The organism is Sphingobium sp. TomMM15, assembly GCF_055397045.1.
This window is the reverse complement of record NZ_AP027315.1, coordinates 20164-45597: the sequence shown is the minus strand read 5'-3', so window position 1 is coordinate 45597 and position 25434 is coordinate 20164. Positions and strand designations below refer to the sequence as shown.

Below are 25434 nucleotides of genomic sequence, written 5' to 3'. Positions count from 1 at the left end.
AGCTTGCTTTTTATCGGAGCAGGGGCGCTTCGATCCATAAGTTGAACCTAGCCGATGACGGCACGGTTCAGCTTCGATCCTTAAAACGGATCTGCACGGCAATGACGCCGCCCGGATAGGTCGATCGACCTTTATCCTGGCGGCTTTTTTATTGGTTTTTCGCTGGCGGCCTGGATGCTGCCGGGCGGCTCTCAACATCATCTTCAAACGCCGGAACGCATTTCCGGCGACGGCTGGCTGCGCCTTTGTGCAGCCGAAGCGCACAACAGGGAAGGAATTTGGGGAATGGCAGAGGTGGACAATCCGAATGGCTTCAGTCGGCGCGGGCTGCTCAAGACGACCGGAACTGCGGCCCTTTTTGCCGCAGTGCAACAGGCATTTCCGTCCGGCGCCTTTGCTGCTGGAGCCGGGCCGGAAGTAACCGGCGCCAAGCTCGGCTTCATTGCGCTGACGGATGCGGCGCCGCTGATCATTGCCAAGGAACTGGGTCTTTTCGCCAAATATGGCATGCCTGATGTGCAGGTCACGAAGCAGGCGAGTTGGGGCGCGACGCGGGACAATCTGGTGTTGGGCAGCGCCGCTGGCGGCATTGACGGCGCGCATATCCTGACCCCCATGCCCTATCTTTTGACGCTGGGCCGGATCGGCAAGGCAACGCCAATGAGCATTCTTGCCCGCCTTAACGTCAACGGCCAGGGCATTTCGGTGTCCAAGGAATATCTGGGTGCCAAGGCCGATATCAACGCCGCCAAGATGAAGGGCGTGATCGCGCAGCGCAAGGGCGCGGGCAAGAAGATCACCATGGCCATGACCTTCCCCGGCGGGACGCATGACCTGTGGATCCGCTATTGGCTGGCGGCGGGCGGCATCGATCCCGACAAGGATGTGGAACTGATCACCATTCCGCCGGCGCAGATGGTCGCGAACATGAAGGCGGACACGATGGACGCCTTCTGCGTGGGTGAGCCGTGGAACGACCAGTTGGTCGCGCAACAACTGGGCTATACCGCCGTATCGACTGGCCAGATGTGGATGAACCATCCCGAAAAAAGCTTTGCGATGCGTTCCGACTGGGTCGCCAAATATCCGCGCGCTGCGGTGGCGATCACGGCGGCGGTGCTGGAGGCGCAGCGCTGGGCCGACAATCCGAACAATGTCACGCGCCTCGCCGGGGCTATCGCTGGCCGCGATTATCTGAAATGTCCGATCACCGACATTGCCGACCGGTTGCAGGGCAATTTCGCCATGGGCGACGGGCGGAAATATCCGAACGCACCGTTCAAGATGAAGTTCTGGAACGGCTATGCCAGCTTCCCTTACAAGAGCCATGACCTATGGTTCCTGACCGAAGAGCAGCGCTGGGGCAAGCTGCCCATGACGCTCGACACCACGGGCACGATCGCCAAGGTCAACCGATCCGACATCTGGCGCAAGGCGGCCGCGATGCTGGGCGGCAAGGGTCCGGCCAGTGACAGCCGCGGCGTTGAGAAATTCTTCGACGGCAAGACATTCAATCCCGCCAATCCCAAGGCCTATCTGGCCAGCCTGGCGATCAAGCGCGTCTGATTGAGGGAGAAAGCCATGGCTTCACCGTCATCCAACGGCAAAAGCGTACCGTCGGCTTCGGCCGCCGGTGCCGCTACAGCCGCCACCGAATTGGGGGTCATCCTGCCCTATCCCGAAGAGGCAATTGCGCGCCGCAGTTTCGAACCAGTCGCGGCGCCAGTCCATCCGCTGGTGAAGGCGGCGCGGACCGTGGTCGCCACTGTTCTGCCGACGCTGGTGATGCTGGTCGGGTTGCTCGCCTTCTGGCAGCTGCTGTGCAGTTCACCCGACACGACCTTCCCCAGCCCGCTCAAGGTCTGGCAGGAAAGTCATGAGGTGATCGTCCATCCGTTCAAGGGCGTGGACATCGGCCTCACCCATTTCAGCATTCAAGACGGCGGCGATGTCGGCATTGCCGGGCATGTGCTGACCAGCCTCAGCCGTGTGCTGATCGGTTACAGCCTGGCCTCGATCGTCGGCATGGCGCTGGGCATTTTGATTGGGCAGAGCATATTCGCCTTCCGGGCGCTCGATCCGCTGTTCCAGGTGCTGCGGACGGTGCCGCCGCTGGCATGGCTGCCGATCAGCCTCGCCATTTTCCAGCAGGCGCAGCCCTCGGCGATCTTCCTGATCTTCATCACCGCCATCTGGCCGGTCATCCTGAATACGGCTGCGGGCGTACAAACCATTCCGGCGGCCTATCGCAATGTCGCAAAGGTGCTGGCGCTCAATCCGATCGAATATTTCACCCGCATCATGTTGCCCGCCACGGTGCCACACATGTTCACCGGCCTGCGCATCGGCGTCGGCATGAGCTGGCTCGCGATCGTTGCGGCTGAAATGGTGCAGGGCGGCACCGGCGTCGGCTTCTTCATCTGGGACAGTTACAACAGCTCGTTGCTGACCGACACCATCGTGGCGCTGATCTGGATTGGGCTGGTGGGTTTCGCGCTGGACCGCATCGTCGCCTTTGCGGGCCGCATCATCGGCCGCGCAGGCTGAACAAGGGAGGCGTTCATGAAACAACGCAGCTATCTCGCGCTAGAAGGCATCACCGTCGAATTTCCGACCAAGGCGGGACGCTTCTGCGCGCTCGACGGAATCGATCTGGAAGTTGAAAAGGGGCAGTTCGTGGCGCTGATCGGCCATTCTGGCTGCGGCAAGTCGACCCTGCTCAATGCCGTGGCGGGTCTGGTCAAGCCGACGCGCGGCGCCATCTTCCTCGACGGGGAAGTGGTGGACGCACCGGGACCGGATCGGGCGGTGGTCTTTCAGGACCATTCGCTGCTGCCCTGGCTGACGGTCGAGGAAAATGTGCGGCTGGCGGTCGACAAAACGGCGCAGGGCAAGAACAAGGCCGAACGCAAGGATTGGGTCATGCATAATCTGGAACTGGTCCAGATGGCGCATGCCGCCGCCAAGCGACCGGGCGAGCTGTCGGGCGGCATGAAACAGCGCGTCGGCATTGCCCGCGCCATCGCCATGAACCCGCGCGTCCTGTTGATGGACGAACCGTTCGGCGCGCTCGACGCATTGACGCGGGCGGCGTTGCAGGATGTCGTCATGGAATTGCAGTCGCGGCTCAACAACACCGTGCTGATGATTACCCATGATGTTGATGAAGCGGTGCTGCTGGCCGACCGGGTGGTGATGATGACCAATGGCCCGGCGGCACGCATCGGCGAGGATCGCTCCATCGCCCTCGCCCGGCCGCGCAACCGGCTCGAAGCCATCGATACGCCCGAATATGCCGAGGCGCGATCGGCCGTCATCCACTTCCTGCACGAGCGCTACCGCAATCCAGCGACGCTCGCCGCCTGAGATTTCAAGACGTTTCAACTTGGAGGGGATGCTCTGAAAAGGCCGAAAAAAGCCATCGGAAGCATTTGAAGGGGAATTTATGGGTAGAGTTTCATTTCTGTTGTCTGCAACGGCCTTGTCCGCGATCGCGACACCGGTGCTGGCGCAGGACATTGTGTTCAAGCCGATCATTGAGGCGCGTCTGCGGTACGAAACGGTGGACCAGGATGGTCCTGCGCCGCTGACCAGCAGCCGCGATGCCGATGCGGTGACCGTGCGCCTGCGCGCGGGTGGCGAGATTTCCAAGGGGCCGTTCGCCTTCCTGGCTGAAGGGGAAGGCACGCTGGCGATCGACGAGGATTATAATAGCGGGGTCAATGGCAAGACGCTCTACCCGGTGGTGCCAGACCCGGAAAATGTCGAACTGAACCGTCTCCAGCTCCAGTATCGCACCAAGCCGCTAGTGGTGACCGTCGGCCGTCAGCGGATCAATCTGGACGATCAACGTTTCGTCGGATCGGTCGCCTGGCGCCAGAATGAACAGACGTTCGATGCCGTGCGCGTCGAATATATGGGCGTCAAAAATCTGAAGGTCGACGTGACCTACGCCATTTCAGCCCGGACCATCTGGGGCATCGACGGCGGCAAGTTCGGCGCGACCAACCGGCCGACCCAAATCGATGGCGACGATATTTTCGCCAATATCTCCTACAAGACCAAGTACGGCACGCTGACCGGCTTTGCCTATCTGGTCGATGAGGATGAAGCTGTGGCGGCGCTGCGCCGGAACAGCAGCCAGACCTATGGTGCGCGGTTCGCGGGCACGATGCCGCTGTCGAAGAAGGTGAAGCTCAGCTACCTCGCCAGCTATGCGCATCAAAGCGACTATAGGGGCAATCCTGTCGATTATTCGGCGGACTACGCCGCAGCGGAACTTGGGCTGGATGTCGCTGCGTTCAAGCTGACCGGCGGATATGAACTGCTCGGCTCCGATGCGGGCGCGACGGGGATTGCGGGCGGCTTCGCCTTCCAGACGCCCTTCGCGACGCTGCACAAGTTCAACGGCTGGGCCGACAAGTTTCTGACGACGCCGGGGACGGGCATTCAGGATTATTATGCCGGCGTCGGCTATACCGTGCCCAAGATCGGCAAGGCGGGACCGCTCGTCGCGTCCTTCACCTATCATCATTTCAGCAGCGACCGGCTGTCGATCCATTATGGCGACGAGTATAATGCGCAGGTCACGCTGAAGATTAACAAGCATCTGAACGCGCTCGTCAAATATGCCGATTATGATCGCAAGGGGATCGCCAGCTTCACTGGTGACGCTGACACGAAGAAATTCTGGGCTCAGATCGACTACGCGCTCTGAACGGATAGCTGACTATTTCAGGCGCGCGACTTCTGGTTCGACCGACATCCCCGTGAGCGAGTTTCGTGAAACGTGGGACACAAGGTTGGCACGGAGCGCGCGCCCAAACCCCGCCCAATCTGGGCAATCCGCTTCTTTCTGATTAGAATGGACGATCCGGGATCGCGTAGGCTCCTTTCCGAAATATGCTGACAGAGGATTTGGGAAACCGTCCGTCCATGTTCATAGAGTTTGCCTGTTCAGCCTCAGAGCATTGGTGACGACGCTGACGGATGAAAGCGCCATCGCCGCCGCTGCAATCATGGGTGAAAGCAGGATGCCGAATAGCGGGTAGAGCAGGCCCGCCGCGATCGGCACGCCCGCAGCATTGTAGATGAAGGCGAAGACCAGGTTTTGCCGAATGTTCGACATGGTCGCACGGCTAAGGAGGCGGGCACGCACGATGCCGTTGAGGTCGCCCTTGAGCAAGGTCACGCCTGCGCTCTCGATGGCGACATCCGTTCCAGAGCCCATGGCAATGCCGACATCGGCGGCGGCAAGGGCTGGAGCGTCGTTCACGCCGTCACCGGCCATGGCGACCACCCGGCCCTCGCTCTTGAGCTTGGCGATGACCGCGCTCTTTTGATCGGGCAGCACGTCCGCCTCGACTTCGTCGATGCCCAGACGGGCCGCCACCGCCTGCGCCGTGGTCTTGTTGTCGCCGGTCACCATCACGACGCGGATTCCCTCCTTACGCAGTGCGACGAGCGCTTCCGGGGTCGTCTGCTTGACGGGATCTGCGATGGCAATAATCCCTGCCGCTTCGCCGTCGATACCAACGAAAATCGCGGTTGCGCCGTCCCGCCGCAGATCGTCAGCGGCAGCCGCGAGCGCACTTGTATCGACGCCCTGATCATCAAGAAAGGACGCGTTGCCCAGGACGATCCTGCGCCCTTCGACGATGCCGGTCGCTCCGCGTCCGGTAGGAGAATCGAACGCGCCAACCTCGGGCAAGACCATCGACCGGCCCCGGGCGGCTTCGACAATGGCAAGAGCAAGCGGATGCTCCGAAGCCCGTTCGACCGAGGCGGCGAAGCGTAGTAATTCGGCCTCCATCTGGCCCGCAGTCGGCACTATGGCGATCACGGCGGGGCGCCCTTCCGTAAGCGTGCCGGTCTTGTCGACGACCAGTGTGTCGACCTTCTCCATATGCTCCAGCGCCTCCGCATTCTTGATGAGGACGCCCAGGCCCGCGCCCCGGCCGACGCCCACCATGATCGACATCGGGGTTGCCAGGCCCAGCGCACAGGGGCAGGCGATAATCAGTACCGCGACAGCCGCGACGAGACCGTAGGCGAAGCGAGGCTCCGGCCCCCAGATACCCCAACCGGCGAAAGCAAGGACAGCGACGGCGATGACGACCGGCACGAACCAGCCCGAAACCTGATCGGCCATGCGCTGAATCGGCGCGCGCGACCGCTGCGCCTCGGCGACCATCTGCACGATGCGGGCCAGCATCGTATCGCGGCCGACCTTGGTGGCCACGACGACAAGCGCGCCGGTCTGGTTGAGTGTACCGCCGATGACGCTGTCGCCCTTGGCCTTGGTGACCGGCATGGATTCTCCCGTCACCATGGACTCGTCCAGTGATGAACGTCCGTCCTCGACAGTCCCATCTACGGGCACCTTTTCGCCCGGTCGCACCCGAAAACGGTCGCCAACGCCGACGAGATCGAGACTGACCTCCTCATCCTCGCCATTTGCGAGCAGACGGCGGGCCGTCTTGGGCGCCAGGCGGAGGAGTGCCTTGATCGCACCTGACGTTCGCTCGCGCGCGCGCAGTTCGAGAAGCTGGCCAAGCAGGACGAGCACAGTGATCACCGCCGCTGCCTCGAAATACACAGCCACCATGCCATCGGCGTTGCGGAAGGCCGGAGGGAACAGCTCGGGGGCCAGTGCGGCGACCATGCTGTAAGCCCATGCGACACCCGTGCCCATGGCAATCAGGGTGAACATGTTCAAGTTGCGGGTCTTGAGAGAGGCCCAGCCCCGCGTAAAAAACGGCCATCCGGCCCAAAGCACGACGGGCGTCGCCAGCACTAGCTGAATCCCCGTTGAAACCGGCATAGGCACGAAATGATGAAGAGCGGGAAACAGATGCCCGCCCATTTCAAGCACGAGCACGGGAAAGGCGAGGATGAGGCCAATCCAGAAGCGACGTGTCATGTCGGCCAGTTCCGGACTGGGACCGCTCTCCGCACGCGCCATTTCCGGTTCGAGAGCCATGCCGCAGATCGGACAGGCGCCGGGATGATCCTGTCGCACTTCCGGGTGCATTGGGCAGGTCCAGATCGTGCCATCAGGGTTTGCGTTCGGGATGGGCGGCGTTCCGCCAATATAGCGTAGGGGATCGGCCGCGAACTTTGCCTGGCACTTACTGCTGCAAAAATAGAAAGTCTTGCCGCCATGCTCGGCGCGATGCGCCGTACCATGCGGATCGACCAACATATCGCAGACGGGATCGTGCACGTCCTGCTCCACTACGGAGGCGTGATGATCGTGACGGGCATGGTCCATCTCAATTCCTCGTCTGATCTACGTCCCGCTTCTCGACAGCATGTTGACGTCAATAAGCCAAGGCGGGGCTTTGAATGCTTGAAGTAGGACGGTCGCGTCGGGGGCGCGCTACGGTACGATACTTATATCGCGCATGGCTGACGGGTCGATGATACCGAAACCGCCGTACTGATCGACCATGCAGAACGAAGGAGCTTTTGCGTCGGCGGTGACATAACGCTCATCGCTACAGCGGCAAGCGGGACTATGCCGAAGCGGAGCGCTTATTCCACCTCGAATATCGGATGAACCATCTGCTGTTCATTTGTGGATAGCCAAACGTGACGCGTGCCAGCGGAGATGATCCGCCATAAAGGTGGAAATGAAATAATAGCTGTGATCATAGCCCTCGCGCATGTTGAGGGTGAGATCGATATTCGCTGCGGCGCAGGCGTCCTTCAGCAGATGGGGGCGCAGTTCCTGATCCAGAAACATGTCTGCCCCGCCTTGGTCTACCAACAGCGCGCTGACCCTCGCGCCGTCCTCAATCAAGGCTACCGCATCATGCTTCCGCCAGGCGTTGCGGTCGTTGCCGAGATATCCTGACAAAGCCTTCTGCCCCCACGGAACCTGACTTGGGGCAACGATGGGGGCGAAGGCAGAAACTGCCGCATATCGATCCGGGTGGCGCAGTCCGATGGTCAGGGCGCCATGACCGCCCATCGAATGGCCCATGATCGACTGCCGGGTCATATCGGCGGGGAAATTGTCCGCGATCACTCGCGGCAGTTCGTCTGTAAGATAGGACCACATCTTATAATGGCGGTTGTAGGGCGCTTCGGTCGCATCGACGTAGAAACCCGCGCCAAGGCCGAAATCATAAGCGCCCGCCGGATCGTCCGGCACATCATTGCCGCGCGGCGATGTATCGGGCGCTACGAAGATCAGGCCAAGATCGGCGCATGCGCGGCGAAACTCGCCCTTTTCCGTCACATTTGCGTGGGTGCAGGTCAGCCCGGACAGATACCAGACAATGGGGAGCTTCCGCCCTTCCGCCTGTGGTGGAACGAAGACCGAAAAGGTCATCTCCGTTCCGGTCGCGCTCGACGCGTGCTTGTACACGCCTTGCACGCCTTCGAACGAACGACTGGCGCTGACCTGCTCTATGCTCATTGGTCAGTGCCCGCCGGATCGCGAAAGAGGGCGACGTCGCCATCGTCGGAGATTACTGCCATCTGGATATTCCGCTCCCGTTGACGCTGTGTTTTCAGAAAAGGACCACCGACCTGATGCTTTCGCCCGCGTGCATGAGGTCAAAGCCTTTGTTGATTTCATCCAGCGTCAGAAGATGGGTGATCATCGGGTCGATCTGAATATGCCCGTTCATGTACCAGTCGACGATCTTGGGAACATCGGTCCGGCCTTTCGCGCCGCCGAAAGCCGTACCCTTCCACACCCGGCCGGTCACGAGTTGGAACGGGCGGGTGCTGATTTCCTTCCCGGCCTCAGCCACGCCGATGATGATGCTTTCGCCCCAGCCACGATGGCAGCATTCCAACGCGGTGCGCATGACTTCGGTGTTGCCGGTCGCATCGAAGCTATAGTCGGCCCCGCCATCCGTGACCTCAAGGATCTTCGCCACGGTTTCGTCGCGCGACAGTCCCTTGCTGTTGATGAAATGAGTCATGCCGAACTTGCGGCCCCATTCCTCACGGTCGGCGTTGATGTCGATGCCGATGATCTTGCCCGCGCCCACCATCTTGGCGCCCTGGATCACATTAAGGCCGATGCCACCAAGGCCGAAGACGACAACATTCTCGCCGGCCTTCACCTTTGCGGTGTTGACGACCGCGCCGACCCCGGTGGTGACGCCGCAGCCAATATAACAGCTCGACTGGAACGGCGCGTCCTCCCTGATCTTCGCCACGGCGATTTCCGGCAGAACGGTGAAATTGGAGAAGGTCGAGCAGCCCATATAGTGAAAAATCGGCTGCCCCTTGTAGGAAAAGCGGGTAGTGCCATCGGGCATGAGCCCCTTGCCCTGGGTGGCGCGGATCGCGGTGCACAGGTTGGTCTTGCCCGAAAGACAGCTTTTGCACTGGCGGCATTCCGGGGTGTAGAGTGGGATGACGTGATCGCCGGGCTTGACGGACGTTACGCCGACCCCGACCTCCCGGACTATCCCTGCCCCCTCATGGCCCAGGATCGAGGGGAAGATGCCTTCGCTGTCGAAACCATCGAGCGTGTAGGCATCCGTGTGGCAGATCCCCGTCGCCATGATTTCCACCAGCACCTCACCCGCCTTTGGGCCTTCCAGGTCCAGCTCCACTATCTCAAGGGGCTTTTTGGCTTCGAAAGCGACGGCGGCGCGGGTTTTCATTCAATTTCCTCGATCCGAAATGACATTGCGCCTCTTAGCACTAGGCCAATAAGGCGGTAATAGGGTTTTTCCTCAATACACTATTGCGTGGGAGGGATAGTTATGTCGTCCTGGGACGGGTTCGACGAATTTCTGGCTGTGGCGTCCACAGGGTCGTTCACGCGCGCGGCGCAGTTGATCGGCATTGTCCGTCGTCAGAACATTCGGCACACGTCTCGTCGTAATTAGCGGAGTGCGGATCCGTCTGGGTTTTGATGTCAGGCGGCGAGCTTGCGGTGTTGCAAGCGCCGATACATCCAGCCCCACCCGATGATCTTGAAGTAGGTGAAGTCGGTTTGCCACATCTCGTTCGGCCACGTGGTCTTGGTATGGAACTGATCAGCGGCCTTGATCGCGACATAAGCCGGGCTGGTGATCAGGTCATGGGCCTTCAAAAGGCGGTAAACCAAGGCTTCCGACACGAAGTAGCGTTTCTCGTCGGTGAAGCGTCCGCCAGTTCGCGTGGTGACAACTCGCTGTAATCCAGCGCCATCTCGACGATCTGATGCTGGATATCGTCGCCGATGCGGTTCCACACCCGGCTTGACGCCGATGGCCGATCTTCCAGCGCTTCCGGCCCGCCTTTGACGAAGCGATCATACCAGCGATAGAACGTCCGACGGGCAATACCGCAATCTCGTCGAACGCTTCTTCAGCAAACTCAAGCAGTTCCGCGCGGTGCCACCCGATACAACAAGCGCGACAACAACTTCCTCGCCTCAGTCCAACTCGCTTCCATCCGCATATGGTTGCGACATAATGAATCGGCCCCCTGAGGCATTTTCGAAGCAGATGGCATCGTCTTCTGGCTCGGAAAATGCGGAGAACAAAAGACAAATAGAGCACGAGCAGTCAGGGCAAGTCAGTTGCTGCGGGGCACCTGCCCATATTGGAGCAACGGATCAGTATCCAGGCCGACATTCACTTCCCCAACCACGTCGATGAACAGCGAAAACAGCTCCGCCATCGAACTGATATCCAGCTTGGCGTAAATATTCCTCCGATGCACCTTCGCCGTGCCCTCGGCCATTTTCAGCCGTTTGGCGATCACATCTATCGGATATCCCCTAAGCATCATCTGAACGACTTCGAACTCCCGATCGGTCAACAAGGAACGGCCGAAATTATCGCGGGCTCTTTTCAGATCGTCGTGCAGCTTCACTTCTTCGGGCGAAGGAGGAACAAATAGTTTCGGATCGGCAAAATGTCGCCAGCTCGAAGAAAGCGTACCGAAGACAATCGGAGCAATCGCCTTGGCCAGTTCCAATTCCTCATCCGAATAACGCCCCGCATCACGGGACCGGGCGAAAGAAAGCAATATGTGCCCACCCTGCCCGTCGGACATGCAATAGCACATCTCGTCGACAAGATCGGTGTCGATATAGTGCCGAACGAAGAAATCGCTGGTTTGAAAATCATCCTGATCTACCACATCCTTAAGACTGATCGCTTGATTTTCGATGGACCGCTCAATGGCGAGATAGAATGGATCGGTAAGGTAAAATCCATTTTTATAATCGTTGATCTGCTGCTGCCTGACAGACTTCGACGTACGATGTTCGACGACCTCTGGCCCTACATTTTCACGAAAATGGAACAACATCATCTCATCTGATCGGAGCGCGGCCGAGAACATGTCAAACAGTGCTTCTGCTCTCGCCTTACCTTCCAGAGCGATAAGTTGGGCGATCTTGCCATTCCACTCAGGGGAAGCCAGATATTCCAGTGACAACATTTCAGACATTCCCCCCTGCCCTGACTTCAAAACGAAATATGTTCAGGCAAACGCGTCCCCGTAAGCCTGTCGAAGACGCGCTCAATATGCCGGGTCCGCGCTGAATTGCGCCGCAAGCCAGCGTCTGAAACGGACGATTGATGGGTCCGACCACCGATTGGCGGGACCCCTGAAAACATAAGCTCCCAGTGTCACAGGCACGAATTCCTTTTCACGAGGCACCACCTTCACCAGTCTACCCGCCGCAAGATCTTCGGCAATGAGATAGTGATTGCCAAGCGCGATCCCCTGCCCCGCGCGCGCGGCGGCCAGCGCCAGATGAGCATGGCCGTATCTGCCGGTCGGGATGTTCGGCGGAAGATCGATAGATTGCGCCTTCATCCACATGCGCCATTCCACATCACTGCGTTCCTCGATCAGCGGCAATGTTGCCAGGTCTTCCGCCGAACGGATCTTGTCGCCCCAGCGAGAGACGAACATCGGTGAGGCCAACGGAAAAACATGTGGCCTCGCCAGTTCAAGCGTTCTCACCCCACGCTTCCGGTCCAGCGTCTGGCTATCGCCAATATATCGAATATCGCCATCAACGGCGTTGTTCGAAAGGTCAAGGAGACCTTCTTCGGATCGAAGATCGACCGGCGGCATTCCGTTTCGACCCGAAGACATTGCGAGCCGCGTAGCCAGCCAATGCAATGCCAACCCCCCGACGCAGGATATTACGAGCTTGCCATCGGTCCTGCCCTGAACGGCATCCGTTGCTTCCCTCAATTCATTGAAAACCTTCACCAAACGGCCATGATAATCAACGCCGACCGCTGTGAGCTGCCCGCTGTCCCGGTCCAGCAAGGTAACGCCCAGGCGCTCTTCCAGCCCCCTTACGTGACGGCTGACTATGGCGTGGCTCACGCCAAGGGCCTTCGCTGCGCGCCGAATACCACCCAATCGGCCCACTGCCTCAAAGGCCCTGAGAGCGGAGAAAGGAGGCAATGGTGAATTCATCGCGTTCAGCCATAGGAGTAGATGGTGACCTCAGGTTACCAAAGCGGCCGCCGAAAGCAACTGCTTCCGGAAGGCGGAATCCCCTAATGTGTCAGCATCAAGACAGATTCCAGAAACCATTATTGAAGGTCGTCAGATGCGGAACGCCGAATATAACGCCCGTCGCAAGGAAGCCATTCCGCAGGGCGTCGCCACCGCCACCAATATTATCGCCAGCAGGGCCGAGAACGCCACCATCTGGGATGTCGAAGGCAATGCCTATATCGATTTTGCGGGCGGGATCGCGGTTCTCAACGTCGGCCATCGCCACCCCAAGGTGATCGCGGCGGTTCGCGACCAGATCGACAAATATACCCATACGGCATTTCAGGTGGTTGCCTATCCGCCTTATATCGAATTGGCTGAGCGGCTGAACGCTTTGGCGCCCGTCGATGGCGATGCCAAAACCATCTTTTTCACGACCGGTGCGGAAGCGACCGAAAACGCAGTCAAGATCGCACGCGCGGCCACCGGTCGCCCCGGCATCATCGCCTTTGCGGGCGGCTTCCATGGCCGGACCCTGCTGACGTCCGCCATGACCGGCAAGGTTTCGCCCTACAAGAAGGGCCTTGGACCCTTTCCTGGGGAAATCTACCATCTCCCCTATCCCAGCCCGACCACAGGGGTCAGCGTTGAGGAAACGCTCAAGGCTCTCAATTTCCTGTTTGCGGCCGACATCGAACCAGAACGTATCGCGGCCTTCATTATCGAGCCGGTTCAGGGCGAAGGCGGTTTCCACAGCCCGCCACCCGAATTTTTCCAGGCGCTGGATGATATCCGTCGCCGTCATGGCATATTGGTGATCGCGGATGAGGTTCAGACCGGCTTCGGGCGAACCGGCAAGATGTTCGGCATCGAACATATGCCGATCAAGCCCGACCTCCTTACCGTGGCGAAATCGCTAGGCGGCGGCTTTCCGATTTCCGGGGTCATAGGGCGCGCTGATGTGATGGACGTCATCGGCCCGGGCGGTCTGGGGGGCACCTATGGCGGCTCTCCCGTCGGGCTGGCTGCAGCCTTGGCCGTGCTGGATGTTATCGAGGATGAACGTCTCCTCGACCGTGCCAATGTCATCGGCCACAGAATTCGCGAACGCATTACGCAGTTCGCTGAGAACAAGAATCTGGTGCAGATCACCGGCCTGCGCGGCCCCGGGGCGATGATTGCCTTCGACATCGTCGATGAACATGGCCAGCCCGACGGCGTTGAGGCAAAGCGCGTCTGCTCTCGCGCGCTCGAACAAGGGCTGATATTGCTAAGCTGCGGCCAGTCCGGTCAGGCTATAAGGATATTGGTGCCGCTAACTGTTGAGGACGAAACATTGGAGCAAGGCCTGAATATTCTGGAGAAGGCGCTGACAGTTTCCGCGAGGGAGGTGGCGTGACCTTCCCTCACACTCTCTCTCGGCCCGGCCTGCTCAAGGAAGCGGCTTTCATCGACGGGCAGTGGGTCGAGGGAGCGGCGAAGATCGCCGTCACCAATCCCGCGGACGGCTCTGAATTGGGGACTGTGCCCAATTTGGGCGCGGACGAAACAAAACAGGCGGTTGCTTCCGCCTGGCGGGCGCAAGTCGATTGGCGCAAGCTGGCTGCAAAGGCGCGCGGCACCATATTGCGGCGCTGGGGCGAACTGATGCTCACGCACCAGGACGATCTGGCCACAATTTTGACGCTGGAGCAGGGCAAGCCTTTTGCCGAGGCCAAAGGCGAGGTCGCCTATGCAGCGTCCTTTCTGGAATGGTTCGCGGAGGAAGCACGCCGGATCAATGGCGAACTGATCCAGCCGCACGCATCCGATCGCCGTCTGGCCGTACGTAAGGAGCCGGTTGGCGTCGTCGCCGCCGTCACGCCCTGGAACTTCCCCCTCGCCATGATCACGCGCAAGGCAGGCCCCGCTTTGGCCGCCGGTTGCTCGATGGTGCTCAAGCCCTCCGAGCTCACACCCTTTTCGGCACTGGCGCTCGCCGTGTTGGCGGAGGAGGCCGGGGTGCCCGCCGGGATATTCAACGTCGTGACCGGCGATGCGGCACCGATTGGGGAAATCCTGACCACGGACCCGCGAGTGCGAAAATTCACGTTTACGGGTTCGACGGGCGTGGGCAAAATGCTGGCGGCACGTTGCATGTCGACAGTGAAGCGTGTTTCCCTGGAACTGGGCGGCAACGCACCCTTCATCGTCTTCGATGACGCCGATGTCGAAAGCGCGGTTGAAGGCGCTCTGATGTCGAAATTTCGCAACACCGGCCAAACCTGCGTCTGCGCAAACCGCTTTCTGGTCCAGGATGGCATTTTCGAAGCCTTTGCAACGCGCTTGGCCGAACGCGTCAGCGAGTTCGTGGTGGGCGCGGGCATGAGCGGTCCCACAGACCAAGGCCCCCTGATTGACGGGCGGGCAGTGGCCAAGGCCTCCGCTCATGTCGATGACGCAGTGACGCGTGGGGCGCATATTCTGACCGGCGGTCACGCGATCGAGGGCGAAGGCAATTTCTTCCTTCCCACGGTATTGGCGAATGTTTCCGCCGACGCGCTGCTTTGCAAGGAGGAAACCTTCGGCCCGGTCGCCGGTCTGGTACGGTTCCAAAGCGAGGCTGAAGCGATCGCGATGGCCAACGACACTCCGGCTGGCCTTGCCAGCTACGTCTACACGCGGGATCTGGATCGAAGCATCCGCGTTTCGGAAGCGCTGGAATATGGAATGGTCGGCCTTAACAGCGGACTGATCTCTACGGAGGTCGCGCCATTCGGCGGCGTCAAGGAATCAGGTCTTGGGCGCGAAGGCTCCCACTGGGGCATCGATGACTATGTTGAATTGAAGTTGATCTGCACGGGCGTAAACAGCGCCTTCTGAACGCAGAAGGCGCTGCGCCGTATCTTCTATATTCTCGCGACATTCGCGGTGCGTCTCTTCACGCACACTGCCCCCGGCGCCGCTCAATTTGTGACACGATCCAGGTTGAGCGGCATCGAAGATCAGCAGAGCGCCTGTTATTGCGACGCCGCCCCACCTTCTCCCATCTGTCGCCCATAAACCGGCACCACGTCATCGCTCGCACGACCGTGCAGCGCCTCGATCTCCGCCTTGCGCTGCTTCAGATACAGCTCGCGATACGCCGCATAAGGATCATCCTCCTTGCGGATTTTCTGGACGGTATCGTCAAAGGCCGCGCGCTCGCCAAGCTGATTGAGGATCGTCGCCGGAATGACATATGCAGGCTTTGTGAAGGGCTTTCCGATCAGGAAAGGCACCGCCATTTTGTCCACCGTATCGCCGATGATATCGCGTAGCGTGGTCGGCCCGACGATGGGCAGATACATATATGGCCCGGGACCTACGCCATAAAAGCCAAGTACATTGGCGAGACCGTTGGGCCGATAGGGCAGGAAGAAGGGCTTGCGCTTGGCGACGTCGAACAGCCCCGCGACGCCAAGCGTCGTGTTGATGGTGAAGCGCCCCACCGTTTCCACCGCCTTGCCGGGCTTCAGCTGGAGCATATAAGCGGCGAACACCACCGGCTCCTGCAAATTGGCGAAGAAGTTACGGAAGCCCTTCCGAACGGGCTTGGGCAGTCCCTTATTATAGGCCTTCGCCACTGGCTCGACCACGGCCTTGTCAACCGACTGAACCGCTTCAAAGCTTTTTGCATTGAGATGCTCAAGCGGGTCGCCCGGTGGGGCTCGATCTGCGCCGGTCACCACGATGTCGGTGGGCTGTTCCTCCGCGCCGTTTTCCGATTTGGGAGCCAAGGATATGTTCAGCGCGGCCGCAGCGCTTGCAACATCCACCGTCGGCGACGCCTCGGGTGGCGGCGCGTCGACCGTTGCCGCCTGTGCGCCCATCATCAACATTCCCGCGGCGATGCCCGGCAGCAGCATAGTCCAGTCCTTTGCAGCGGCCGATCGCCACATCCGGCTGGGCCATCGAAGTCCAGATCGCGTCGCGGTTTATCCGTGAGTTGTCCAGCCCCGCGCGGGCTAAATGCGATATGGCGCGCCGTCAATAGACTGATTTCGTGGAAAAGCGGACCACCTCCGGGAGCCATTCAGAACCAGGATGCCGCCCCGCTCTTATCGCTTTCCGCAATCCCAAAGGTGGGGAAATGCTAAATCGCCGACGTCGCTTGCGCAGCCTCACCGTCACTCGGCGAATAGGGGAACGACAGCGTGACAAGCAATCCGGGTTCCGCGTCACCCAGCACGAGCGCGCCGCCGTGGAGCCGCGCGACAGCGGCGGCGAGCGAAAGGCCAAGGCCTGCGCCCGCGATGTGCCGGGACAGGTCCAACCGGGCGAAGCGGCTGAGGGCGCGCTCGCGATGCTCCTCTGGAACGCCGGGACCATTGTCGGACACCTGGATCAGTATCGATCCGGCTTCAAGGCGCGCGGAAAGCCCAATGCGATCGCCACCATATTTCAGCGCATTATCGATCAGGTTCGAAAGCGCCTGCCCCAGCATCTCTCGATTGGAAAACAGGAACAAGCCCGGTTCAGCCTCAACGGAAATGGTAACATCCCGGTCTTCCGCCAAGGCGCCGTACATGTCCTGAAAATCATGGAGCAGCGCAGCGATATCGACCGGCATGAAGCTGTCCCGACCTATTCCGGCTTCGGCCCGGCTGATGAGCAGGGCGGTGTCCAGCATGCGCAGCAGCGTGTCGCTTTCCTCAACCGCGCGTTCAAGTGCGCTGACGCTGGCCTCATCATGACTTTGCTTGACCGCGCCATCCAACACGGCACGCAACCGGGTGAGCGGCGAACGCAGGTCATGGGCAAGGCCGTCGGTCACCAGACGCAGTTCATCGACCAGCCCCGTAATCCGGTCCAACATGGCGTTGATCGCCTGGCCCAGCGTATCGAACATGTCTCCGCTGCCGGTCAGGGCGATGCGGCGTTCCATGTCGCCTGTTTTCACCGCGCTTGCCGTATCGGCCACGGCGTGCAGACGCCTCCGCATGATAGAGGCCGAAAGCCAGGCGGCCCCGGCGGCCAGCGGGACCGCGATCAGGACAGCGCTCAACAGCGCGGCCTCCAGATAGCCGCCGAAGCGCAGGTCGCTTTCCACCACATGTCCGGTCAGCAGGCGCGTGCCATCGGGAAAGCGGGTACTGACGATGCCCATGACCTGCGGATCGCCATGCTGGCGGGGAGCGTGCAGCAGATTCACCAGACGCCAGGATTCAGCCGTGCCGACATGATCGGGCCATTTATCGAGATTGCCGGCGATGCGGCGACCGTCGGGTCCCATGAGCAGAAGGATGGAGTCGCCGACCGGATCTGCGGCAATGCGGCTGCGCACCGTCGCCCCGGCGGCGGCTAATCCGGCAGCGGCGTAGGTGGCCGATATGTCGTCGCGCAGGCCGACCGCTATCTCGCGGCTGGCATGGTTGACTGACTGGCTAGTGAAGCGATGGACCGCCCACAGCGACACCAGCACGCAGGCGATCTGCATCAGGAAGATCAGCAGAGCAAAGCGCCAGATGACCGAATAGCGCCAGCGCATGATGCGCATCAGCCATTCTCGCTCAGGCGATAGCCCGCGCCGCGCACCGTGTGGATCAACGGCCGCTCGCCATCTTCATCGATCTTGCGCCGCAAACGGCTGATATGGACGTCGATGACATTGGTGCCGGGATCGAAATGATAATCCCACACGCCCTCCAGCAACATGGTCCGCGTCACGACCTCGCCCCTGTGGCGCATCATATATTCGAGCAGGCGGAACTCGCGCGGTTGGAGGTCGACCGACCGGCTCCCGCGCATGGCTTTCCTTGAAAGCAGGTCCACTTCCAGATCGCCGCATGTCAGCCGGGTTTCGGCCTGCCCTGCCTTCCCCCGCCGCAACATGATCCGCAGCCGCGCCAGCAATTCGGCGAAGGCAAACGGCTTGGCGAGATAATCGTCCGATCCACTGGTCAATCCCTTGACCCGTTCGTCAGCCGTCGCGAGGGCAGACAGGATCATGACCGGCGTCTCGATACCCGCCGCTCGCAACGCCGCGAGCACGGCCATGCCATCCATGCCCGGCAGCATCCGGTCGAGGATGATGGCGTCATGGCTTGCCTCTGTCGCCATGAACAACCCCTCCCGCCCGTCCTCGGCGCGGTCGATGGTGAAGCCCTCTTCGGCAAGGCCCTTTGCGATATAGTCGGCCGTCGTGGCATCATCCTCGACGAGCAGCACTTTGTAACTCATGGTCGCCCTATCGGACATCCAAAGCCCTCCGTCCAGCATTCCGCATCCGGCTGACGGCGCTCCTTGGCCCGCCTTCGATAAGGCGCTGAAGGTCCAGCATGGCCCGCAGCATCGACAACCCCTGCGGCCCGGCGATGAAGCGCGGCTCCCAGGACGGTGTGAACTTCGCCTTATAGGCGCGGAGGCCTTTGAAGCCGTAGAGGCTGCCGCCATGCTTGAAAATCAGCGCTCCCGCCTTCACCCAGATGGGCGAGAGCCGACGCGCCTCCAGTCCCGACAGCGGCGCCATGCCGAGCGTGAACCAGCGGTAGCCTTGCGCCTTCCCCCAAAGCATGAGGCGGCAAAATAGGAAGTCCATCATGCCCGCGGGCATGTCTGCATCATGCCGCATCAGGTCCACGGACAATTCCCCATGATCGGCGGTGGCCCATATGTTCGCAAAGGCGATGATCCTGCCCTCCCGTCGCACGACCGCGCAATCGAAACGCTGCAAATAGGCCGGGTCGAACCGGCCGACGCTGAACGCTTTTTCGGCACCCCCCTTGGCTTTGAGCCAGCGGCGCGACACCGCTTCCAGCTCATCGATCAGCAGGGCGACGTCAGCGGCGGGCACGATCTCGAAAGTCACGCCTTCCCCTTCGGCTCGGCGTAACGCGTGGCGAAATGGCTTGCCCTTGGGTCCGTCGATCGTGAAGCGAGACAGGTCGACGCGCGCCTCCTCCCCATATTTGACGAGCGACAGGCCAAGATCGATGGCAAGGGGCAGACCATCAAGGCTGAGCTGATAAAGCAGAAGCCGCCCCTGCGCTGCGTCCGCCCGCTCACGCAATTCCCAAAGCAGGCTGCCCCATTCGCTCGGGTCCCCGACCGGGTCGCTCATGACAATCCAGCTATGACCCTGAATCTGATACATCAGGAACGCCCTGCCCGATGGGGACGTCAGGAACAGCTTATCACCAGTCAGCGACAGGAACGCGTCGGTTTTCCGGGCTGACGCCAGCGCCTCCTGACTGGGGCTGGTCGAGATGATCGGCCCGGCGAAGGGCGATGCGGGACGAAGCAACTGCCACAAGGCCGCCCAAATCAGCAGGACGCCGGTCGCAAGGGCTGCGCGCAGGAAGCGGGATGCGTCATGGTGCCGACCGAACTGCCACCATAGGTCATTCTGATAATCGACATGCTTGAAGGCGAAGAAGCCGATCCAGACCGAAATGCCGATCGCCACCGCCAGCGCAATGATCCAGCCCGGCGCAAGCATGGCGGAGGTCAGGCTGGTCTTGCGGTAAAAGGCGGGACGGCTCCATTGCAGCAGGCCGGTAATGACGATCAGGACGGCCGCTTCCTCATAATCCAGCCCCTTCATCAGGGAGAAGCCAGCCCCCGCCAGCAACAGCAGCCGGGTCAGCCAGAACGCGCCATCCTGCCGCCGGTAGAGCCCCGATGCGAGCAGCACCAGCATCGCCCCGATCATGCTGGCGGCGAGGTGGGACGCCTCGACAAAGGGCATGGGAAGGATGCTGCTCACGGCCCTGAACCGGGCCGGTATGGCGGGCAGCGATCCGGACACCAGCAGGACGATGCCACCGGCCGCCGCCAGCATCGCCAGAACCGCAGGGGCAATCTCCCGACCCAGACTTTCCGCTCCACTAAGCACGCGCCGAACCGGGCTTTGCCATGCGTGTCGTTCATGCAAAACTATAAGGAATGCCGCTGCCGCCAAGGGCAGCAGATAATAGACCAGGCGATAGGCGAGCAGCGCTGCGAACAGCGAAGGCCGCGCGACCTGCGGCACGGTAGCGAGGACCACGGCCTCGAACAGCCCGACGCCGCCCGGCACATGGCTGATCAAGGCGATGATGATGCCCAGCGTATAGGCCAGGAAGAAGGCCGGAAAGAGCGTGATGGCGATATGAGGCAGCAGCACAAACAGCGCCGCGCTAGACAGCGTGAGGTCAACACAGGCGATGCCGATCTGTGCCGCCGCCTGTCCGCGCGATGGCAACATGAGCGTCCATCCGAACAGCCGGACGGGATGCGGCGTGCGCCTCAACGCCGCCAATGCCACCGCGACTCCGGCGAGCATGCAAGAGCCAAGCAGTTGGAGAGCCGAGGCGTCAATGGGAAACGCCTTGATGGCGATCGGCATCGGATCGACCGCCAGGAACAGCGCCGCCATCGTCATCACGCCGCCCCAGAAGGACAGGCTGGCCGACGCGATCACTCGGGCGACATCGCCCGGTCCCAATCCCGCCGCGCCATAGATGCGCATGCGCGCCGATCCGCCGGTCAGCAGCGACAGCCCCAGATTGTGGCTGAGCGTGTAGCTGCAAAAGGATGCGAGCGCCGCCGTGCGCCAGGCGATCCGCTTGCCGATGATGCGCAGCGCCATATGGTCATACAGCGTCAGCGAAAGATAGCTGAGGATCGTCAGCGCCAATGCGCCAGCGAGCGCGCCCGGCGTGATGGCCCGGATCGCGCCGCGCAGGTCATGGCCATGCACCTCTGACAGGAGGTGGAACACCATAGCCAGCCCCAGCCCCATCATCAGCAGGAGGAGCGCAACGGTCAGGCCGCGACGGCGTCTGGCAGAGGATAAGGCAGTGATCACAGCGTCATGCCGGGTGGATGGGCGAGGCGAGCGTCCGGTCTATAGCCTGCAACAATATCCCGCTCGCGCTGTCCGCATCATGGTGCAGCTCATGTCCGCCGGGCAGGCGGACGGTCGTCGCATTGCGCTGGCGGAGCGCAGGGCAAAGACTCGACCGTTCCTCCGCGCCATGGATGCAAAGCAGCGGCACCCAACTCAATTTGCGGCCCGCGAGAGAGGCATCTTCTTCCGGCTCCCCGATCGAGAATATCTCCGAGGGCGACGCGCGCCACTCGCGTGTCCCACCCGGGACGATCAGGCCGACAAAGGCGATCCGGCGGCGCAGTTCGTTCGGCACATAGGGCAGGGATGGCGCGATGACATCGGCCCCGAAGGATTGGCCTAGCAGCAGCAGCCGGGCCTGAGGATCGATCGCGATCGCGCGCCGCAACCCGTCGGCTATCATTGCGCCGGTCTGCTCGGGCGTACGGCGGACGCGGAAGAAGTGCAGGCTGTTCTCGGCGACCACGGGGATACCATGATCCGTCAGGCGATCGGCAATCGCCGGACCAAGTCCCGCATGGAAGCCCATGTCACCAGACAGGTACAGCGCGACCGCATGCCGACCCGCCTGCTGCCCGGCCTTGGCAGGCATGACGTCGAACAGATGCCCGCCCACATATCCCAGATACCAGAAGGACAAGACAATGACGCCGCATAACAGCAGCAATGTGCGCGCTAGCGATTTCACGCCGCCTTGTTCCATGCCGCCATATCCTCTGTGGTGCCGCCCGATGCCTGCACCCGGCCGCTCCGCTCCAGCTTGCCCCAGCCGACCCACGGCCCTAATATGGCGGTCGCGGTGGCACGGATCACGACGCCGTACATGATCTGGCGATAGACAAAGCGCTGTGCCACCAGCAGCAAGGCAGGGTAGCGCCGCTCGCGCGGTTCGAGCTTGTAGGCGACAGCGCCGCACAGCACGTCGATGGCGCAGAAGGCGAGCCAATAGAGACCCATGCGTAGCACGTCGGTTTGCGTCTGTGCCCAGCCATGCTGATGGATGCGCACCGCCGTATCGATGCTGCTGGCGACCAAGGCGAGGTCGATGATCGGCGACACCAGCGCAAAGCCGATCTGGAACAGCCAGGCCTGCGGCAATCCGACCCAGCTCAAACCCGCTGGCTTGCCATCGCGCCAGATGCCCCGATGCTTCCACAGACACTGCAACGTGCCATAGGCCCAGCGGAATCGCTGCTTGGCAAGCGCGCGGAAACTTTCAGGGGCCTCGGTCCACGCGACGGCTTCGGTATCATAGGCGACCAGCCAGCCCGCACGCTGGACTGCGATCGTGAGGTCCTGATCCTCCGCCAGCGTGTCGAGCGGATAACCGCCCACCTCGTCCAGCGCCGCCCGTCGCCATGCGCCGACCGCACCCGGCACGACCGTAATCGCGCCGAACCGCGCCAGCGCCCGCCGCTCCAGATTCTGCGCCGTCACATACTCCACCGCCTGCCAGCGGGTGACGAGGTTCACGCGGTTGCCGACCATCGCATTGCCCGCCACCGCGCCCACATCCTCATCGGCGAACCAGCGGGCGAGCCGGGCGATGGTCAGGGGTTCGAACTGCGTGTCTGCATCAAGCGCGACGATGATCGGGGCGCGCGCCAGCTCCAGCGCGCGGTTGAGCGCCGCCGCCTTGCCGCCATTGGTGAGGGTGAGCAGCCGGACGCGTTCATCTCCGGCGAAGGCGCGTGTCACGATCGCGCTCGTTCCGTCGGTGGAGCCATCGTCCACGACAATGACGTCCAGCGTCACCTGCTCGCTTGCCAGCACGCGGCGCACCGACGCCTCGATCACCTTGGCTTCATTGAAGGCAGGGATAATCACCGACACAAAAGTGTTGGGCTGCATCACTGGTGGTTCGACCCGGTTGGAACGCAGGCGGCTGCCAAGCGCGAGCGCCGCCAGCATCAGCGCCCGGCCGATGCCAAACAGGATGACCGCGAAGAACAGCCATTTAAGCGCCGCCGCGATCGCGGCCAGCACAAGAAAGACCGCGACGTCGATCCGCACCGCCACCAAATCTGCCCCGCCGATCCGTGGCATCACCTTGTCCGTTGTCAGCCCTGCGAGGGTGGATATGGTGACGAAGCGATAGCCCTTCGCCTCCAGCCGCTTGATGATGCGGGGCAACGCCGCGACCGTCTGCGCCCGATCCCCGCCGCTGTCGTGCAGCAGGACAACCTGTGCTGAGCGGTCAGCGTCCCCGGCTTCAACTTGCTGAACCGTGCGGTCGACGATTGCATCGACGCCCGGCCGCGTCCAATCGCCCGGATCGACATGCAAGCCGACATTCAGATAACCGGCGCGCTGCGCCTCCAGCGCGGGACCGATCTCGTCCGCACTGGTGGGTTCGGCGTCCCCGAAATAAGGCGCACGGAATAGGCGCATGGCCCGGCCGGTATAGGCTTCCACCAGCCGCTGCGTGCTGTTCAGTTCCAGCGAGACGCCGCGTGGCGAGACTTGGGCCAGATTGGGGTGGGTGTAGCTGTGGCTGCCGATTTCGCCGCCCTGCGCGATGATCTGGCGCAGCAGCGAAGGATGCATGATCGCATTTTCGCCGATGACGAAGAAGGTGGCGGGCACGTGCGCGCGCTTCAATATGTCAAGGATCGGCGGCGTCCACACCGCGTCCGGCCCATCATCGAAGGTCAACGCCACCATATGCGGGCGGTAACCCGTCCGCCGGATGACATAGGGGGTGGGCAGACTGGCATAATGTTCGTCGATGATCAGCCCGCTTAGCGGCCCTGAACCCATGCGCACCGTTCGATGACCGATGGTGGGCACATCGTCGATCCGCAGGATTTCGCCATTGCCTTCGACATCGACGGAATTGAAGCTGGTAAGCCTTCCAAGCCCTTCGACCTTGCCCTTCTTCCCGGCGAGTGCGGACCAGAAGCCGGGGTCCTCCGACCCCAGGCGCCACAGCGCGATCCCGCCTGCGCCGGTGATCCGCGCGGCCCGCACCTGGTTCCAGGCGCTAGCCGCGTCCAGCATCCAGACATGATGGACAACGCCATCCTCGGCATAGTCGAAGGTCGCGTTGCCGCTCCTGCCGTCAAAGCGGATCGGAGCGCCCGAGTCATGCGCCGTCAGCCATGCATCTTCGATCGACAGGATCGAAGCCGGGCCGCCGCCTTCCTTCCAGTCATAGGCATAGTTGCCGATCGCCACGATCGCCTTGGATGCTGGGACGGCACGCAGTGCAGCGCGCAAGCGGCCCACGAACCAGGGCTGCGCTGCGATCGGACCCGGTTGATCGCCGATGAAATGCTGGTCATAGTCCATCAGGAAAAGGCGGTCGGCCACACGCGCATAGGCATGCAGGTTCCAACGCGCATCATCCACGGGCACGGTCAGCATCACTTGCTGATTTTGACTGTGCAGCAGTTGTTCTGCTTCCTTGAGGAACGACAGATAATCGGCGTGCGCGCTAGGCGGCAGCGCTTCCAGATCGAATATGACTCCTGATGCTTTGAGCGCTTTCAGCGACTGAGCCAGGCGCAGGAGCAGCGCCTTCCGCGCCGCGCGGTCGTGCAGCAGCGCCGACGTCCCGGCACCATCCCAATCGCCATCATCGGCATTCTGCACGACCGGCATGATGCGCGGGCGATGGGCCGAGGTGCGGATGAGAGACGTGAAGACCGGATCATTCGTGACCCGCAGGTCATGGCGCGGGCCGGTAATAGACAGCAAGGTCGGGGCCACCCAGTCGATCTGGCCGATATGCTGGCGCAAAGACGCCCGGCTTGCGTCATCCCACGGAACATAGAAGGCGACGCTGACAGCCTTACCATCGGCGCCCTGACCCCGATGCGGCAGCCATTCTGAAAGGCGGTGGCGAACCGAAGCCTGGAAATGGTTCAGCCGCTGGCCGATGCCTTCCGGACGGCGGCGCTCCATCTGCAAAGGAACGGCGGGCGGAATGGGCACATTGATGATGGTATAGGCAAAGGCCATTCCGGCGGTGAGAATGACCATTATCAGGCAGAACAGAGTCGGCAGCGTCAAGCGGCGCCTGCGGCCGGTGGCATCGTAGAAAACTGGCCTGTGCATCGTCCCGCGCATCCGACTGGAGAGGCGACGCAACAGGGGTGAGCGCCGCCTCTCACTTACGTGGCCACCATGTGAGCCGCTGCACGGGATAGCTG

General features: G+C 61.6%; 17 protein-coding genes and 2 pseudogenes. 7 read left to right on the top strand and 12 right to left on the bottom strand.

The annotated features are described in order from the left end of the window. The first annotated feature begins 285 nt into the window (after window positions 1-285). The 4 genes from ACZ51H_RS13090 (at window position 286) to ACZ51H_RS13075 (ending at window position 4717) form a co-directional block, all read left to right on the top strand. The gene (locus ACZ51H_RS13090; protein WP_464803231.1) at window positions 286-1566 is read left to right on the top strand and encodes a CmpA/NrtA family ABC transporter substrate-binding protein; all 1281 of its coding nucleotides are present in this window, start codon (window positions 286-288) and stop codon (window positions 1564-1566) included. 15 nt (window positions 1567-1581) lie between these two features. Next, the gene (ntrB, locus tag ACZ51H_RS13085; RefSeq protein ID WP_464803230.1) at window positions 1582-2547 is read left to right on the top strand and encodes a nitrate ABC transporter permease; all 966 of its coding nucleotides are present in this window, start codon (window positions 1582-1584) and stop codon (window positions 2545-2547) included. Between the two features lie 15 nt (window positions 2548-2562). Then, window positions 2563-3366, top strand: coding sequence for an ABC transporter ATP-binding protein (locus ACZ51H_RS13080; RefSeq protein ID WP_464803229.1), 804 nt, complete (start codon window positions 2563-2565; stop codon window positions 3364-3366). Between the two features lie 79 nt (window positions 3367-3445). Next, entirely contained in the window at window positions 3446-4717 is a 1272-nt protein-coding gene (locus ACZ51H_RS13075; protein ID WP_464803228.1) for an alginate export family protein, read from the top strand. 222 nt (window positions 4718-4939) lie between these two features. On the opposite strand, the gene ACZ51H_RS13070 is transcribed toward ACZ51H_RS13075, so the two are convergent. The 4 genes and pseudogenes from ACZ51H_RS13070 to ACZ51H_RS13055 form a co-directional block, all read right to left on the bottom strand. Then, window positions 4940-7273 (bottom strand): heavy metal translocating P-type ATPase, encoded by a 2334-nt coding sequence (locus ACZ51H_RS13070; RefSeq protein WP_464803227.1) that lies wholly within the window; start codon window positions 7271-7273, stop codon window positions 4940-4942. A 300-nt stretch (window positions 7274-7573) separates the two neighbouring features. Next, on the bottom strand, window positions 7574-8425 hold the full coding sequence (fghA, locus tag ACZ51H_RS13065; protein ID WP_464803226.1) for an S-formylglutathione hydrolase: 852 nt from the start codon (window positions 8423-8425) through the stop codon (window positions 7574-7576). 94 nt (window positions 8426-8519) lie between these two features. Further along, window positions 8520-9632 carry an S-(hydroxymethyl)glutathione dehydrogenase/class III alcohol dehydrogenase gene (locus ACZ51H_RS13060; protein ID WP_464803225.1) on the bottom strand — a complete coding sequence of 371 codons (1113 nt, stop codon included), beginning with the start codon at window positions 9630-9632 and terminating at the stop codon, window positions 8520-8522. A 290-nt stretch (window positions 9633-9922) separates the two neighbouring features. Further along, a pseudogene (locus tag ACZ51H_RS13055) lies at window positions 9923-10302 on the bottom strand (helix-turn-helix domain-containing protein); the annotation flags it as partial. Between ACZ51H_RS13055 and ACZ51H_RS13050 the strand changes: the two are divergent. Beyond that, window positions 10302-10447: pseudogene (locus ACZ51H_RS13050) on the top strand (IS5/IS1182 family transposase); the annotation flags it as partial. The pseudogenes ACZ51H_RS13055 and ACZ51H_RS13050 sit on opposite strands and share 1 nt — an antisense overlap. 86 nt (window positions 10448-10533) lie before the next feature. On the opposite strand, the gene ACZ51H_RS13045 reads toward ACZ51H_RS13050, so the two are convergent. Both ACZ51H_RS13045 and ACZ51H_RS13040 read right to left on the bottom strand, forming a co-directional pair. Continuing rightward, a complete protein-coding gene (locus tag ACZ51H_RS13045) occupies window positions 10534-11436 on the bottom strand; it encodes a helix-turn-helix transcriptional regulator (RefSeq protein WP_464803224.1) in 903 nt (300 codons plus the stop codon). A 51-nt stretch (window positions 11437-11487) separates the two neighbouring features. Continuing rightward, on the bottom strand, window positions 11488-12405 hold the full coding sequence (locus ACZ51H_RS13040) for a LysR family transcriptional regulator (RefSeq protein WP_464803223.1): 918 nt from the start codon (window positions 12403-12405) through the stop codon (window positions 11488-11490). 136 nt (window positions 12406-12541) lie between these two features. Here ACZ51H_RS13040 and gabT point away from each other — a divergent pair, with 136 nt between their 5' ends. Together gabT and ACZ51H_RS13030 are read left to right on the top strand one after the other, a co-directional pair. After that, on the top strand, window positions 12542-13828 hold the full coding sequence (gabT, locus tag ACZ51H_RS13035; RefSeq protein WP_464803222.1) for a 4-aminobutyrate--2-oxoglutarate transaminase: 1287 nt from the start codon (window positions 12542-12544) through the stop codon (window positions 13826-13828). Next, complete coding sequence (locus ACZ51H_RS13030) at window positions 13825-15291, top strand: NAD-dependent succinate-semialdehyde dehydrogenase (RefSeq protein WP_464803221.1); 1467 nt, start codon at window positions 13825-13827, stop codon at window positions 15289-15291. The genes gabT and ACZ51H_RS13030 overlap by 4 nt, the downstream gene beginning before the upstream one ends. A 137-nt stretch (window positions 15292-15428) precedes the next feature. On the opposite strand, the gene ACZ51H_RS13025 is transcribed toward ACZ51H_RS13030, so the two are convergent. The 6 genes from ACZ51H_RS13025 to ACZ51H_RS13000 form a co-directional block, all read right to left on the bottom strand. Then, window positions 15429-16316 carry an MlaA family lipoprotein gene (locus ACZ51H_RS13025; RefSeq protein WP_464803220.1) on the bottom strand — a complete coding sequence of 296 codons (888 nt, stop codon included), beginning with the start codon at window positions 16314-16316 and terminating at the stop codon, window positions 15429-15431. A gap of 227 nt (window positions 16317-16543) precedes the next feature. Then, window positions 16544-17947 carry a sensor histidine kinase gene (locus ACZ51H_RS13020; protein ID WP_464803219.1) on the bottom strand — a complete coding sequence of 468 codons (1404 nt, stop codon included), beginning with the start codon at window positions 17945-17947 and terminating at the stop codon, window positions 16544-16546. After that, window positions 17947-18630 (bottom strand): winged helix-turn-helix domain-containing protein, encoded by a 684-nt coding sequence (locus tag ACZ51H_RS13015; RefSeq protein ID WP_460989066.1) that lies wholly within the window; start codon window positions 18628-18630, stop codon window positions 17947-17949. Before ACZ51H_RS13015 ends, ACZ51H_RS13020 begins: the two co-directional genes overlap by 1 nt. A 7-nt stretch (window positions 18631-18637) precedes the next feature. Then, window positions 18638-21235, bottom strand: coding sequence for a bifunctional lysylphosphatidylglycerol flippase/synthetase MprF (mprF, locus tag ACZ51H_RS13010; RefSeq protein WP_464803473.1), 2598 nt, complete (start codon window positions 21233-21235; stop codon window positions 18638-18640). 7 nt (window positions 21236-21242) lie between these two features. After that, window positions 21243-21968: an AcvB/VirJ family lysyl-phosphatidylglycerol hydrolase gene (locus tag ACZ51H_RS13005; RefSeq protein WP_464803218.1), complete on the bottom strand. Its 726-nt coding sequence runs from the start codon at window positions 21966-21968 to the stop codon at window positions 21243-21245. Further along, on the bottom strand, window positions 21965-25339 hold the full coding sequence (locus ACZ51H_RS13000; protein WP_464803217.1) for a glycosyltransferase: 3375 nt from the start codon (window positions 25337-25339) through the stop codon (window positions 21965-21967). Before ACZ51H_RS13000 ends, ACZ51H_RS13005 begins: the two co-directional genes overlap by 4 nt. Window positions 25340-25434 lie beyond the last annotated feature (95 nt).